This window comes from Thermostichus sp. MS-CIW-34 (assembly GCF_054060435.1).
Genome location: NZ_JBSSDE010000006.1, coordinates 37,808 through 51,459, shown reverse-complemented (window position 1 = coordinate 51,459; position 13,652 = coordinate 37,808). Strand labels below are relative to the sequence as shown.

The 13,652-nt window shown below is 58.8% G+C and carries 14 protein-coding genes; 7 read left to right on the top strand and 7 right to left on the bottom strand.

Translation table 11 applies throughout. The annotated features are described in order from the left end of the window. The first annotated feature begins 245 nt into the window (after positions 1 to 245). The 7 genes from ACVWYY_RS03440 to ACVWYY_RS03410 all read left to right on the top strand — a co-directional run bounded on the left by ACVWYY_RS03440 (position 246) and on the right by ACVWYY_RS03410 (position 6,628). Positions 246 to 1,490 (top strand): HhoA/HhoB/HtrA family serine endopeptidase, encoded by a 1,245-nt coding sequence (locus ACVWYY_RS03440; protein WP_457439610.1) that lies wholly within the window; start codon positions 246 to 248, stop codon positions 1,488 to 1,490. Positions 1,491 to 1,833: 343 nt separating this feature from the next. After that, entirely contained in the window at positions 1,834 to 2,733 is a 900-nt protein-coding gene (locus ACVWYY_RS03435) for a glycine betaine ABC transporter substrate-binding protein (RefSeq protein WP_457385174.1), read from the top strand. Positions 2,734 to 2,759: 26 nt separating this feature from the next. Beyond that, the gene (locus ACVWYY_RS03430; RefSeq protein ID WP_457402978.1) at positions 2,760 to 3,728 is read left to right on the top strand and encodes an ABC transporter ATP-binding protein; all 969 of its coding nucleotides are present in this window, start codon (positions 2,760 to 2,762) and stop codon (positions 3,726 to 3,728) included. Continuing rightward, positions 3,725 to 4,342, top strand: coding sequence for an ABC transporter permease (locus tag ACVWYY_RS03425; RefSeq protein WP_414344038.1), 618 nt, complete (start codon positions 3,725 to 3,727; stop codon positions 4,340 to 4,342). Before ACVWYY_RS03430 ends, ACVWYY_RS03425 begins: the two co-directional genes overlap by 4 nt. Positions 4,343 to 4,425: 83 nt before the next feature. Beyond that, entirely contained in the window at positions 4,426 to 5,067 is a 642-nt protein-coding gene (locus ACVWYY_RS03420) for a sigma-70 family RNA polymerase sigma factor (RefSeq protein WP_457388306.1), read from the top strand. 48 nt (positions 5,068 to 5,115) lie between these two features. Then, positions 5,116 to 5,940, top strand: a complete 825-nt coding sequence (locus ACVWYY_RS03415; protein WP_457439608.1) for an anti-sigma factor domain-containing protein — start codon at positions 5,116 to 5,118, stop codon at positions 5,938 to 5,940. Position 5,941: 1 nt separating this feature from the next. Beyond that, the gene (locus tag ACVWYY_RS03410) at positions 5,942 to 6,628 is read left to right on the top strand and encodes a VanW family protein (protein WP_457402913.1); all 687 of its coding nucleotides are present in this window, start codon (positions 5,942 to 5,944) and stop codon (positions 6,626 to 6,628) included. 1,136 nt (positions 6,629 to 7,764) lie between these two features. Here ACVWYY_RS03410 and ACVWYY_RS03405 read toward each other — a convergent pair. The 7 genes from ACVWYY_RS03405 to ACVWYY_RS03375 form a co-directional block, all read right to left on the bottom strand. Further along, a complete protein-coding gene (locus ACVWYY_RS03405) occupies positions 7,765 to 8,661 on the bottom strand; it encodes a putative CRISPR-associated protein (protein ID WP_457402911.1) in 897 nt (298 codons plus the stop codon). Positions 8,662 to 8,670: 9 nt separating this feature from the next. Beyond that, on the bottom strand, positions 8,671 to 9,423 hold the full coding sequence (locus tag ACVWYY_RS03400; RefSeq protein ID WP_457402909.1) for a hypothetical protein: 753 nt from the start codon (positions 9,421 to 9,423) through the stop codon (positions 8,671 to 8,673). Positions 9,424 to 9,433: 10 nt separating this feature from the next. Further along, positions 9,434 to 10,420, bottom strand: coding sequence for an RAMP superfamily CRISPR-associated protein (locus ACVWYY_RS03395; protein ID WP_457402907.1), 987 nt, complete (start codon positions 10,418 to 10,420; stop codon positions 9,434 to 9,436). 122 nt (positions 10,421 to 10,542) lie between these two features. Beyond that, entirely contained in the window at positions 10,543 to 10,995 is a 453-nt protein-coding gene (locus ACVWYY_RS03390) for a hypothetical protein (protein WP_011432237.1), read from the bottom strand. Then, positions 10,992 to 11,966 (bottom strand): RAMP superfamily CRISPR-associated protein, encoded by a 975-nt coding sequence (locus tag ACVWYY_RS03385; protein ID WP_457402905.1) that lies wholly within the window; start codon positions 11,964 to 11,966, stop codon positions 10,992 to 10,994. The genes ACVWYY_RS03390 and ACVWYY_RS03385 overlap by 4 nt, the downstream gene beginning before the upstream one ends. Positions 11,967 to 12,132: 166 nt before the next feature. After that, positions 12,133 to 12,984 (bottom strand): type III CRISPR-associated RAMP protein Csx7, encoded by an 852-nt coding sequence (gene csx7, locus ACVWYY_RS03380; protein WP_011432239.1) that lies wholly within the window; start codon positions 12,982 to 12,984, stop codon positions 12,133 to 12,135. 19 nt (positions 12,985 to 13,003) lie between these two features. After that, entirely contained in the window at positions 13,004 to 13,651 is a 648-nt protein-coding gene (locus ACVWYY_RS03375; protein WP_457402903.1) for a hypothetical protein, read from the bottom strand. Between the last annotated feature and the right edge of the window lies 1 nt (position 13,652).

The window sequence follows — 13,652 nt, the reverse complement described above, 5'->3', positions numbered from 1 at the left end:
CCGGACAAAACCGGGAGCCTTTCGGGCCTTACCTATCTTTTACCTATCTTGATCAAAGCCAACTGAATGGAAATGGGCTACCTCAGGTGAGCAGATTCCGCTGCTCTTCGCTCCAGATAGAAGTACGGAAAAACGCTAGGGTTGCCCACTCTGGGATCCCTGCTGTCCATGTTAGATTAGGCCCTAGGTTTCTCCCCCTGCGTGGGGCCGAAGTCTTGCAGCATCCCAACCCTCTTCTTGTAGCTATGAAGCGCAGCACATCCATGCCGGGCCAGCCCTCTCCCGGGTCAGAAGCTTCCGCCCAACCTGCTCAATCCTCTTTCCAGCCTTTTGCCATCTCCACTTGGAAGTCTCTTCTCTCGTCAGTGCTGCTGGTGCTGCTGGGCATTGGGCTGGGAGCGGCTCTGGTGGGGGGCAAGGGGGTATCTGCCCAGACGACGGCAACCCCGCCCCAACTGAACCTGAATTTCATCGCCGATGTGGCGCAAAAGGTGGGGCCGGCGGTGGTTCGCATCGATGCTGAGCGGACGGTGCGCGCCCCTGCCCCTCTTCCGGAGGAGTTTTTCAGCGATCCCTTTTTCCGGGATTTCTTTGGCCAAGCGATCCCTTCCATCCCTCGGCAGCGGCGACAGCAGGGAACCGGCTCTGGGTTCATCATCAGCCCAGACGGCCAGATCATCACCAATGCCCATGTGGTCGAGGGATCCGACAAGGTAACGGTGACGCTCAAGGATACCCGCAGCTTTGATGGGCAGGTAATCGGTTCGGATCCGGTTACGGACATCGCCGTGGTGAAGATCAACGCCCAGAACCTGCCGACCGTGAAGCTGGGGCGCTCGGAAACCCTGGAGCCGGGCCAGTGGGCCATTGCCATCGGCAACCCCCTGGGTTTGGATAACACCGTTACGGCTGGGATCATCAGCGCTTTGGGCCGTTCCAGCGGGGAGATTCGGGTGCCTGACAAGCGGGTATCTTTTATCCAAACGGATGCGGCCATTAACCCCGGCAACTCCGGCGGCCCGCTGCTCAACGCTCAAGGGGAGGTGATAGGGGTGAACACCGCCATCATCCAGGGAGCGCAAGGGTTGGGCTTCGCCATCCCCATTGAGACGGCCCAGCGGGTGGCCAATCAGTTGATCACTCGCGGCAAGGTGGATCACCCCTACCTGGGCATCCGCATGCTGACGCTGACTCCAGAGCTGAAGGAGCGCCTCAACCAGGATCCCAATAGCCGCATTTTGATAACGGTGGATCAGGGCGTGCTGATCGGCGAAGTCATCCAGGGATCCCCGGCGGAACGGGCAGGGCTGCGGTCTGGGGATGTCATTCTCTCCATCAATGGTCGTGCCGTAACCACAGCCGATCAGGTGCAACAGGAGGTGGAGCGCACTGAGGTGGGCAGCACCCTGGAGCTGGAGATCGAGCGAGCCGGGCGGCGACAGAAGATCCGCGCGGTAACAGGCTCTTTCCCGGCCCCCAGCGGAGGCTGATCGCGCCAGCGGGACGGAGTCCTTTTGGACGTTGTTCACCACTCCTCCGATCGCGCCAGCGGGACGGAGTCCTTGACCCCAGCGACACAGCAGGGTTGTTCTCAATGGGGGTGAACTTCCCTCTTCCCCTGGGAGAGGGGCTGGGGCGGTGCTGAACACTTGGGCTATTTCAAACCAACTTGCAGTGACCGTACTGGCGATCTCTACGGTTGGTTCTTGCAGTTACGGCTCAGGGAAAATAATGGTTTAATGGTGACTTAACAGTCGAAACTTCCTGGCCCAGGCCGGAACGCTCTCGGCAGGGCCTCTTGTCATTAGCCTGGGATCCCTTCTCACCTTGTCTATGCTGAAAACCACTCGTCGCTTGGCTTTGCTGGCCCTGTCGGGGCTGGCGGTTCTTGTTCTCGCTCCCCAGAGGGGCCTCGCCAAGCCCATTACCGTCGGCTCCAAGGACTTTACCGAGCAGTTTATTTTGGGGGAAATGTACGCCTTAGCCCTGGAGGCGGCAGGGTTCACGGTGGAGCGCAAGCTCAACCTGGGCGGAACACCGGTAGCCCATGCGGGCTTGTTGAGCGGCGAGATCGATCTCTACCCCGAGTACACCGGCACTGGCCTGCTGACAGTGCTCAAGTTGCCCAGCAGCGGCGACCCGGCAGAGGTGTACGCGACGGTGGCCCGCGAGTACGAGAGCCAGTTCCAACTGATTTGGCTGGATCCCGCCCCCCTGAACAACACCCAGGCCCTGGCCATGACCCGAACTAGAGCGGCTGAGCTGGGCATCGCCACCATCTCGGACATGGTGGCCAAAGCGGGCGAGCTGGTGATGATCGGGCCGCCGGAGTTTCAAGCCCGCGAGGATGGCCTACCTGGGATCCAAGCCGTCTACGGTAATTTCCGGCTCAAGGCCTACAAAGCAGTGGATCCCGGCCTCCGCTACCAGGGCTTGGTCAATGGGGAAGCGGATGTGGCAGTGGCCTTCGGCACCGATGGAGAAATTGCCGCCTTTGACCTGGTGCTGCTGGAGGATGACAAGCAGCTTTTCCCCCCCTACCAGGTGGCGCCGGTGGTGCGCAAGGACACCCTAGAGGCCAACCCCGGCATTGCCGCTGCCTTAAATGCCCTTTCCCCCCTGCTGACGGACGAGGTGATGCAGCGGTTGAACTACGAGGTGAGCGGCAACCGCAAGGAGCCGGCGGAGGTGGCCAGAACTTTCTTGGTGGAAGCCGGCATTCTCAAGAAATAACCTTGCCTGTTGCACGAGACCCTGAGGTGAGCACCGTCGAGTTCGAGCGGGTATCGCTGCGCTTTCCCCACAGTTCCCAGCCGGCTGTGGAGGAGTGCAGTTTTTCCATAGAATCGGGCCAGTTGGTGGTCATCCTGGGGCCTTCTGGCTGCGGCAAAACCACCCTTCTGAAAATGGTGAATCGCTTGCTGGATCCCACCCAAGGGCAGATTCGCTTGGACGGGCGGGATATCCGCCAGTTTCCCATCACGGCTCTGCGGCAGCGGATCGGCTATGTTATCCAGCAATCGGGGCTGTTTCCCCACATGACGGTGGCCCAGAATGTGGCGGTAGTGCCGCGACTTTTGGGGTGGCCGAAGGAGCGCATCCGCGAGCGGGTGGACGAGCTGCTCAGCTTGGTTAATTTGCCCCCCCATGAGTACAGAAACCGCTACCCTGCCCAACTGTCGGGTGGACAACAACAGCGGGTCGGTCTGGCTCGGGCGCTGGCCGGGGATCCAGGGCTGCTGCTGATGGACGAGCCCTTTGGGGCCATCGACGCCATTACCCGCAGCAAGCTGCAAGAGGAGATCCTGCGCCTGCAACGGCAATTGAAAAAAACCATCCTGTTCGTCTCCCACGATGTGGAAGAGGCGCTGCGCCTGGCGGATCGCATTTTGGTGATGCAGAAGGGGCGGGTGGTGCAGTTCGACACTCCCTTTCGGCTGCTCACCCAGCCGGCTACTCCCTTTGTCAGGGAACTGCTGGGGGCAGATGACATGGTACGGCAGTTGAGTGTGCTGCGGGTGGAAACGGCGATGGCCGGGATCCCGCACAACCACAAAATCCAAGAGGGAGCGATGGTGAGGCCCCAGGCCACTTTGCGGCAAGCCTTGTCCCTGCTGTTGCGCACAGGGGCGGCAGCCCTGACGGTGTGGGAGGACGGGCGGGCCATCGGCGTTTTGACCTTGGATCACATTCGCAGCTTGGCCATGCTGGAGGGGGGATCCGCGTGAGCTATCTCCTCAACCACCCCGGCCTGATGTGGCAGCTCACCCAAGAGCATCTGGCAATGGTGGGGATGACCTTGGGCATGGCGGTGGTGCTGGCGGTGCCGCTGGCTCTGCTGGTTCACCACGTGCGCTGGTTGGCCCTGCCGGTCATGGGGATCCTCAGCATCCTGTACACAGTGCCCAGCCTGGCTTTGATCATTTTGTTGGTGCCCTGGCTTGGCCTCAATGCCCGCTCGGTGGTGGTGGCGATGGTGATCTACACGCAGGTGATCTTGGTGCGCCATTTTTGCGTGGGCCTGCGCTCGGTCGAGCCTGCCATCCTGGAAGCTGCCAAGGGCATGGGGATGAACCTCTGGCAACGGTGGTGGCAGGTGCAGGTGCCGCTCATGCTGCCCATTGTTTTGGCAGGGCTGCGGCTGGCGGCAATTGTGGCCATTGCCATTGCCACCGTGGGCGCCAAGTTTGGGGCAGGGGGACTGGGAACCCTGCTGTTCGATGGCATTGCCCAGGCCGGTCGCTACGACAAGATCTGGGCCGGATCCCTGGCGGTGGGATCCCTGGCCTTGCTGGTGAACACAGCCTTGCTCAGCCTGGAATGGGCGGCCCGTCGTGGCTGAGGGGGTAGACTTAAGGACTCCGTCCCGCTGGCGCGATCGGGCAGGTTTATCCTCTAGTTGTGTGGGGCGAAACTGGGTGTAGCATGGGTGAGCAACCAGGGACTCCGTCCCGCTGGCGTGAGCGGGTGAGAGATTGGTCATCCCGCGCCGATTGGGAGCTGATGGAAGCGCTCAAGGCGGGGCAACCTGCTGCTCTGGCTGCGCTCTACGATCGCTATGCCGGCTTGGTCTATGGGCTGGCCTTCAAGATCCTGGGCCACGTGGCCGAGGCAGAAGACCTGACTCAGGAGGTGTTTGTCGAGCTGTGGCGCAAGGTTGGCTGTGATCCAAGGACTCCGTCCGAGTCGCGCGAGCGGCGGGGATCCCTGAGCAGTTTTTTGTGCATCCTGACCCGCTCGCGGGCCATTGACCGTCTGCGTTCTCAGGGCAGCCACCAACTTCTTTTGAAACGCTGGCAGACCATTCTCAGCGCCGATAGCAAGACTCGGTTCCCTTTTGAGCAGGTTTCCATCGAGGAGCGGCGGCAAGCGGTGCAAGCGGCCCTCAGCCAATTGCCCGAAAACCAACGGCAGATCCTGGAGTTGCTCTATTACCAAGGGTTGAGCCAGGCGGACATTGCTCGCCAATTGGGGATCCCGTTGGGGACGGTTAAGACCCGCTCTCGCCAAGCTCTCTGCAAATTGCGGGGATCCCTGCGCGCCCTTCTGGGTTTCTGCTCGCGTTAGCGGGACCGCGTCCTAGGTTTGGAGTTGAGTTCTGTCGTCAGGATGGCCATGTCTGATCGCGTCAGCGGGACGGAGTCCTTTCGCGTCGGCGGGACGGAGTCCTTATCCACCTCGCCCCCTTTAACAGAGGAACGGGAAGAACTGGCCGGCTATCTGCTGGGGGACTTGTCTCCCGAGCAGGCGAGTGCTCTAGAGGCACGCCTAACTCAAGACCCTCGGCTGGTGGCCGAACTGCAAGCCTTGCAAGAAACCTTGGAATTGTTGCCCTACGGATTGCCAGGAGTACTCCCGCCTGCCAGCTTGCGCGACCAGGTGATGGCAGAGGTGGGGGCTATCGGCTTACGCGAGCAGGAGATGGCAGTCCCCCTTCACTCTCCACTGCCTGCTTTTGGGGTGGGGTGGCGCTGGTTGGGAGGCTTGGTGGCGGCAATTTTGGTTCTGCTCAGCTTAGACAACTGGCGACTGCGGCAAGCACTGCAACTAGCCCAGTTAGAGCCGGTGCGAGCATTGTCTCATCTCCTGCAACAGCCGGGATCCCGTCTGGTGCATTTGCAGGGGGAGGTGGGGACGGCCAATGTGCTGTTTCGCCCAGGAGACTGGCAGGAGGTTATCTTGGCCGCACGGGATCTGCCCCAACCGGTGGCGGGGGAGCGCTACTCCCTCTGGCTCAAGCTGGATAATGGCGAGTTCCTCCACTGTGGTGACTTTCAGGTGGATGCTCAAGGCTCTGCTCTGGTGGCCCTACGCCCATCCCGCACGTTGCCGGCAGGTACCCGCGCCCAAGAGCTGCTGGTCGCGACCGGTTCCCGCCAACTGCCCGCTCGCGCCAGCGGGACGGAGTCCTTGAAACCCCTTCTGACGGGCAAGGTGTGAGGTGAGAGGAAGGGTTGACCTGCGGAGGTTGGCTGTGCTGGTGGGGGCGCTACTGGCCCTTCTGGCCTTGTGGTGGACGGATCCCACGCCAACAACCCTAAGCCAATACGTTACTTCTTTGCGGGAGCGTACCCCTTCTCAGCTCCACAACATTCGCCGAGCCGTCCAAAGCCTGGATGGAGTTTACATCATGCCTGCGACACGCTCACAGGAACAGGCAGAAGTGATTTTTTCCTTCAACCAAGTGGTGGGGCCGCGCAGCCTGGAACGAGGCTATGTGCCCGCGCCGGTGTTTATGGTGGCCGAAACCCTGGATTCGGTTGGGGGAGGAATCTGTCAGGTGTCCTCTAGCCTTTACAATGCCGCTCTGTTGGCAGGGCTGGAGGTGGTGGAGAGGCACCCCCATTACCGGCAGGTAGAGTCGGTGCCCCCTGGCTTAGATGCCACCGTTTGGTACGGCTTGGCCGACCTCAAGCTGCGCAACCCTTTCCCCTGGCCGGTGCGCCTACGAGTTCAGATCCGCGGCCAAAACCTGATTGTGTCCGTGCTGGGACGGGGATCCCGCCACGCCCTGAGGATCCCACCCATCCGTGTAGAGGGGCACCGGCTGGATCCCCAGCATTTGCAGGTGAGCGTGTATCGGGGTAACGAGCGCCTCTCCCAAGATCGCTATGTCGTTGCTCCCTAGCCTCTCATCGCGCCAGCGGGACGGAGTCCTTTTTTCGCCCCATTGGCCCTCTGCTTCAGCGTCTCAGGAGCAGCTCCCCAGCAACCTCCACACAGGGATCCATGTTAATTTCTACACCAACATGGTTAGCGACAGGGTCGGCGACAAGCCTCAAACCCTGATTCTTCCGTTGACCCGGTCGATCCCGCTCTGGGCAAGGGTTTCAGGCCCCTCGGCGGAGAAAAATAAGGGGAAATTGCAGCCGTTCGCGCCAGCGGGACGGAGTCCTTAAACGAGACCCTGTCGATCTAGGCCCCTGGATCCCGCTCTGGGCAAGGGTTATAATCGGCGGAAGTCGCTTCCTTTCGGGGCAGTGGAATTAATGAAAACTCAATGGAAAATTAATCGAGCCAAGCGAATAACTATTAAAATGAAGATTATCAAATAGCAAACAAATGTAGCGATACTCGTGGTTAAAAATAGAACTCCGCCCCATTTCCGGAGGAGAGGCTCCAGAAAGTTCGTGCATGGGAGGAGACGAATAGTCCACTTTACACTGGTATCATCGCCATCGAATTGAAATAACCAGGCCCAAAGATAGAAAAAATGAGTCGCGAGGTAGAGCGCAATATCGCTCTTTCTTGATTCAAAAACGCTAATGAATGTGATCATCAAAGCTATATGCACAAATGCCCATAAAGTAAGCAGCAAAATAAGCAGCGCTCCAAACATCATTAGAAGCCAACCGGCGACTCCAAGACGCATGAGAAACAGGGCACAGACAAAAAGGATCTCCACTCCAACTAGGAGAAGTTTGGTTGGTGTATTCAGGCTTTCATGTTCTACCATATTACTTCCTTTTTTCGCGTTGTTCGTAATATGTGTCTCAGACAAGCTTAATAACTGCAGGCGTGATGATCTAGATCTGATCTGGCACTTTTGGCAGGGGTAGTTGAAACGGATGATGGTCGAAGCGAATACGCTGTACTCGGTAATTTCCTGTTAATGGAACCGATCCTGAGCCGCAAGCAACTTCCACGCCACCCGGATCAACCGTTGTTCCGAATGCGATACCTTATTTTATGTAGGTTTGCGTAGCAAAAACCCTATACCTGATAAGTCACTTCCCTTTGGGGAAGCGGGATTCATGGAAACACTCAAAGCAGACGGCCCAAGCGTTGCCGCAATTCGGTGGCAGCCAGCTCTAGGTGCTCGGGGGTGTAGCCGGTGGTTTCTACTCTGACAGCGAGGTGGGTGTCCTGGCTCTCGTGGAGGTGGATCCACAGAATGTGGCGGCCATCTTCGGTTTTGCGGTTTGAGGCTTTGACGCTGTTTTTGGGGGCAGCGTAGGCGTGTGGATCGTATCGAACCAGATCCACCCAGGGAATGTCTCGCAGGAGTCTTTCCACTTTGGCCCAACTGCGGGGTCGGTGATGGCTGGCATCGCTTCGGATTTGGATGATCTGGGAGCGATCTCGGCCTGAATCGGGGAGATCTGCCCGAGGGATCCGGGGCTGAACTTCCGGCTGTAGGTAGGGCAGGTAGACCAAAGACTTGTATTGCTCATGGATGTAGCAAACTGGGATCCCCAATTGGCTGCCCACCACAGCCATGATCATGGCTTGGGCTTTGAACCCGCCGGTAGCGGCAAAGGTGACGATCCCCTTGGCGCTCTCTGCCAACTGTTTCAACAGCTCGGCCATCCGCTCCAGAGAGGATCCCTCTAGCTCGTAGTTGATGCCGGGAAGGGGAACCAAAGAGACCTGCTGCTGACCCAGCTCTTGCTCAAAAAAGAGCTTCAAAATCTGGGCACACTCCAATCCGTCGGGGGTTTCTGAGTGCAGCAAAATCAAGGCATCATTCGAGGTGGGATCCAGCCGCAAGTAGGTGTTGGTTTCGGCGCTGATCAATTCCAGGTCTGCTTCTTTCATCCAGGCCAGAGCACGCTGGGGATCCCCAATGGTTTTTTGTCCCACCCAGGGGCGCTGCGGCTGCAGGTCTTTGTCAAGGTTGGTGAGCAAGGAGGTGCCCACAGTCATGATGATGGTCTGCATGATAGGCGGTTAACTCGAATTTTTCGAGGGCTCTGTTCCGCTTTGCGCCCAGAGCAGCTTGGCCTTGCGGATTCTGCCATCTTCCTTTAGACCCAGAACTTCCACCTGCACCTCTTGCCCCACCGAGAGGGATCCCGCCCGTTTGGGCTCCTTCTGGGTGAGCTTGGTGTCTGTGTCCAGAATCTGGAAGGTGACTTCGTTGCCCTTGATGTTGGTGATGGTGGCCTTCAGCTTTTGCCCGATCTGGAAGCAGGCTTTGCGGGCCTGATGCTGGGCCTGGTCTTGTTGGTGTTGATGGTTTTGTTGTTGTCTGTCGTCCTGGGATTTGTTTCCCGCCCCTTGGGGAACGGAGTCCTTGTGACCGGAGTTGTCGTTGGGTTGGGATCCCTGAGGTGGTGAAATCTCGCCAATGGGGATCCCTCCATCCTTGTAGTAGCGAGCCAGCCGGGCTGCCCAGCCCAGGATCTGCAGCATCTCCGCCGGCCTGTCTTGCAGAGGTTGCAAGTACCTTTTGCAGGTTTCGTCAATGAGCTGATGGTACCTTCTGGTTTGTTGGGTACGGCATAGGCCATTTTCCCGCACCAGCTCGCCGGTGAATCGGAAAAAGCGGGATCCCGCGTCAGGGTGATGGGCAACCGAGCGCAGATAGGCGACGCATTTGCTCAACTCGTTGACATCCACCCTTTCCTTGGCCAAGGTCAGGGCGATGCCGTGGGCGAGATCCCAAGATTGGGGGCTGAGATCGACAGTGTCTGACAGCATGGGGGAACCCTCAGTACACTCCGGTGGGCGGCTCGCGCAGAGCAGTGGGACTCAGGATGGCGGCCAATCGCTTGAGTTGTTCGGGCAAGATGTAGCCCTGGGCAGCTTGAATTTGCTCTTGCACAAAGGCTTGGAGGCGTTTTCCTTCCAGGGTATCGGCTTCTGGGGGATCGTAGCGGCTGTAGCGATCTTTTAGGTTGCCGGGCCGCTCGATCTTGTCGAGGGTGACCTGCAGGGATCCCAGGCCCACGGGCTTACCGCCCCCCACCTTCAGCAGCATGGGATGGTTGGGATCCTGCCCCAAAATCGTGAGCAAGGTGCCCAGCTCGGCAGGGGTGAGGTTTTTGAAGTGGATTTGGGTTTTGAAAACTGTGTTTTGTATCGCTTGCTGGGTGGGCGTTCCCCTTGAACTGTTCTGCAACGCGTTTCTGTGGGTGTAGTAGAACTTGCGCCCGATGACTCTGCCGTTTTCCCTCTGAAAATAAGCTTTGCACTGATCCGGGCGTGGACGGTACAGGGGGGGCAGGGATCCGCCGCCGGATCCGGCACTGGTGGCAATGGCATCCCTGAACTCCACCAATCCCTGCCAGTTCAGGGCACCGAAAACGCGGCTGGCCGGACAAAGCTGCTCCTTGTTGCGGCAGGGGTGCCGCTCCGGGGGGATCTGATTTTTGTACCGGCTCGTCATCACCGCAAGGGTGCTGTTGGTGATCGCCTCGTACATGGCCCGGATGGCCCCCTTGAGGGAGCTGCCCTGGATTTTAAGCCTTCCGTTGGGAGTGGTGGTCATGGTTTTGAGCACCGGGATCCCTTTCACCCCGACATCGCTGCCCAAGGCCAAGTGGCCGGTGGAGATGTGGACGGCAGTCTGCACCGTTAGGGTGAGGAAGAGGGTGCCGTGCAACCTATCGGGATGGAACTGGGCGTGGCCGGCGGGCCGCTCCAGCGTGGGGCGCTGGGTGGGAAACGGGATCAGCTCGTAGGGTTTGGGAAACACGGTTGGTTTGCCTCCACTGGGAAACACGGTTGGTTTGCCTCCACCTCGACTGCTGTTGCCGGCAGACGATCTTGCAGATGCGGCCTGGTTGGGCAATGGGCGAGGGCCTTGGGGGGTCATGGTCACCTCGGAATCAGGGCAATAAAGTGAACGCGGGCAGTTCGCTCATCTCGGAAGTAGCGCTGGCCCACCTTGAGATCTTGGGGATGGCTGAGGGGCTTGGGAAAGCGGGTTTCTCGATTTTGGGATCCGTACAGGTCGGCTGCGTGATCCTCCCACCGCCACTCTCCCGGCAGAGGGATAAAGGAGTCCGGGGGAGCTTGGATCCCCAGATACAGCAGATCCCAGCCGTGGGGGGTGCTTTTCCAGCGCAGTTCCCCTTGTTGGGAGAAAACTTGCCCCTCTGGACAGACGGGATCCGCCGGGATCCCCACCTGAATGCCGCTGACTCGATGGGGCCAGCGCAGAAAGGAGTAGGTTTTTTCAGAAGTGGAAAAACAAGCCGAGAGCACTTGGGAAAGCGAGGACTCTGCCCCATCTTGAATCTTGAGGGAGGCGACGTAGGCTGGTTTCATACGGCTTTGGCCTCCGCTTGCAGGAGTTTGGCCCAACTGTTTACGGCGGTGGCGAGCAGATGTTCCACCTTGGCCTCAGACGTCTGATCCCAGGTCAGCCGCGCCCCAAATCCCAAAGGCATTGGCTCCGCTCCCACCGGCACCGCTTGGCAATCGGGTTTGGGGAAGCCGTATTTGCCTGCCTCTTCGGGGGTTAAAAATTCGCCCGCCCCCAACAGGGATCCCTGTGGCCAGGTCAGGGGGGATCCCAGCAGTCGAATCTGCTTGTTTGCCTCATCCACCAGGCAGCCCGGATAGTCCACCACCGCCCACTCGTACTCAACCCGAACGGTGCCCATGCCGCGGGACTTGGCAAAGCCGATGCCAAACCAGCCTTCATCCAGATCCCGCAACGCCAGTCCCAGCAGACCCAGTTGGGCCAGGGTAAAGTTTTTCAGGTGGATCTTGGTTTGAAAGGATCCCTCTACGCACACTTGATAGATGAACGGCCCCACCGCCACTGAGCCGAAGACGCGGTCGATGGCCACCCCATTACGTTCCTCCAGGCGCAGAGGGGTTCCCGGCTTGGGATAGGCATCTTCGATGCGGACCCGGCTGGCGATGGCTGTGTTGCCGAACATCTGATCCGTAAAGGAAGAAAGGGCGTAAACCTGGTGGGGCTCTTCAATTTTTTCCAGCCATTGATTGGCCTTTTGGTCGAGGGGATCGCTGGCCCAGAGTTTGAAGCCTCCCCCCTCAGGACGTCTGTCGCTGCCCACCGTTCGGACGATGCGCTCCGCATGGGCGCGAATTGCCCCTTTGAGGGAGCTGCCGGGAAAATAGACCGTTCGCCCGCCGCCGTGATAGGTTTCGACGAACTCCATATCCGGCTTCGTCGGGTCAGCCCCTTCTTTGCCCGCCTTGATGAGAACAGGGCCATCGGGCTTGAGGGTGAGGCAGAGGGTGCAATGGTTAACGTAGCGTTTGTGCATAGCCTGGGATCCTTCACACCAGAACAGGAGCTTTTGGTTGAGGGGCTTGGGGCGGCAAGCAGTCTGTCCAGTTTGTCAACCGATAGGGGTGGAAAACGCTGACCGTATCGCCAACCGTTGTAGAGTCCATGAAGACCATCGGGATCCCTCCTGACATGAAATAGGGCTAGCGGCGGGGGCCGACCGATTGCCGTTGAGAGGCCGTTGTTAATTTGGCAACCAGGGCTTCCACCCAGTCTTGGCGCAAAGCGGCAGCCTGCTCCGGGCTGAGCGGCTGTCGGGATCCGGCCACCAGCTCTTGAAGGTAGGCCAGCAGCCGTCTTGGATCCCCTTCCGAGTCGAACCAATAGATTGCCGAGATCTGCAGGCGGACAACCCCCAAGCCACGGGAGCGCCCCCCTCCCAGGGGGATCTGTTCCGTTTCCAATTGGTGCAGGCCAATGGCCAAGAGGCCCAGTTCCCATTCCTCGGCATTTTCGACGACGGCATGAAACCGGAAGGGGGTGCTGGCAGGCACCACTTGCAAGTCGTACAGCTTGCCATCTGCCGCCGTTTCCGTATCCCGATCGATGGCCACGCCATCCCGCTCTTGGTACTGGCCAAACCAGGCTTCCGGCACCACGGGCAAATCTCGGATCTGCACCTTGCCGGCCAACCAAGGGGATCCAAACACCTGCGAGACCCAGTCGGTGGCCTCAATGAGCTTTTGAGTCAGAGCCGCATCGTCCCCTTTGTAGTCATTTTTAATTTGGTTGATGATCTGAAATTGCTCGCTGCTGGTCAATTCGCCGGGATCCCTGGCCAGCTCTGGGTTGATGCCCCGCAAGAAACTTTCCAGGCGAGAGCGCATCGCCCCCTTCAAACTGGAGCCGGGAATGAGCGGACGGCCCAGCGCATCCTTGAGAACCGGCAAATCCGAGCCGATGGGTTCGGTGGAGCGGCCCACCCCGATGTGCAGAGCGGTCACGGTGGTGAGGGTGCCGGTGATTTCCAAGCGGTTTTTGAAAACGTCGAACATTGTTCCCTCAAATGGCTGCTCAAGTTAAGGCTTGTACTGCAGAGGTTTGCCATTCCCGAAGCGAGACGGAGCCCCTAATAAAACTCAAGAGGATCCCTAGGATCTGAGCAATTTCTGAGATAAAGTACTCCCTGTCATCGATAAAGAGTTGGTCACCCTCGAGTTTTGCAAATCGCCAGTTGGTTCCTGAGGTTACTGCTCCATAGACACTGTCTACTTGAGAATTGGAGTTCTTGTTAAAGACCTGTGCCCCCACCATACCGGCAACGCACTGGCCCAGACCCCCGATCAAGTCTTCTTTTTTGGCCTCAACGATAATCACCACCGGATCTTGAATGTAGAGTTGGAGAGGGGATAGGCAAATGATGTAGTCGCATAGGCCCACCAACCCCCTCTCGGGATCCACGTTGAATTCCTTGCCGGAAAACAGCGAGATTTGATCCCGACATAGGTACTTCACCTCTCCCAGCACAGGGGCGATGATAAACTCGGAGCGGGCTTTTTCGCTGTTGACCGAGGTGGCCAAGCCGAGATAGCGATCTAGGGTTATTTTCAAGTAATCGGAGCACTCAGTCGGTGGAACCTCTGCAAACAGGCCATGGATGATTCTTGACCTGAGCTGAAAGGTCGAAATGGCTCTCTCAAGGGTAAAACTGCTGTAGGTCACG

Bases quoted from the DNA above. Each gene is read 5' to 3' on its own strand.
- ACVWYY_RS03420 (WP_457388306.1), top strand. From the start codon at position 4,426: ATGGGTGAGCAACCAGGGACTCCGTCCCGCTGGCGTGAGCGGGTGAGA.
- ACVWYY_RS03400 (WP_457402909.1), bottom strand. From the start codon at position 9,423: ATGCTGTCAGACACTGTCGATCTCAGCCCCCAATCTTGGGATCTCGCC.
- ACVWYY_RS03440 (WP_457439610.1), top strand. From the start codon at position 246: ATGAAGCGCAGCACATCCATGCCGGGCCAGCCCTCTCCCGGGTCAGAA.
- ACVWYY_RS03385 (WP_457402905.1), bottom strand. From the start codon at position 11,966: ATGCACAAACGCTACGTTAACCATTGCACCCTCTGCCTCACCCTCAAG.
- ACVWYY_RS03405 (WP_457402911.1), bottom strand. From the start codon at position 8,661: ATGCAGACCATCATCATGACTGTGGGCACCTCCTTGCTCACCAACCTT.
- csx7 (WP_011432239.1), bottom strand. From the start codon at position 12,984: ATGTTCGACGTTTTCAAAAACCGCTTGGAAATCACCGGCACCCTCACC.
- ACVWYY_RS03415 (WP_457439608.1), top strand. From the start codon at position 5,116: ATGTCTGATCGCGTCAGCGGGACGGAGTCCTTTCGCGTCGGCGGGACG.
- ACVWYY_RS03435 (WP_457385174.1), top strand. From the start codon at position 1,834: ATGCTGAAAACCACTCGTCGCTTGGCTTTGCTGGCCCTGTCGGGGCTG.
- ACVWYY_RS03390 (WP_011432237.1), bottom strand. From the start codon at position 10,995: ATGAAACCAGCCTACGTCGCCTCCCTCAAGATTCAAGATGGGGCAGAG.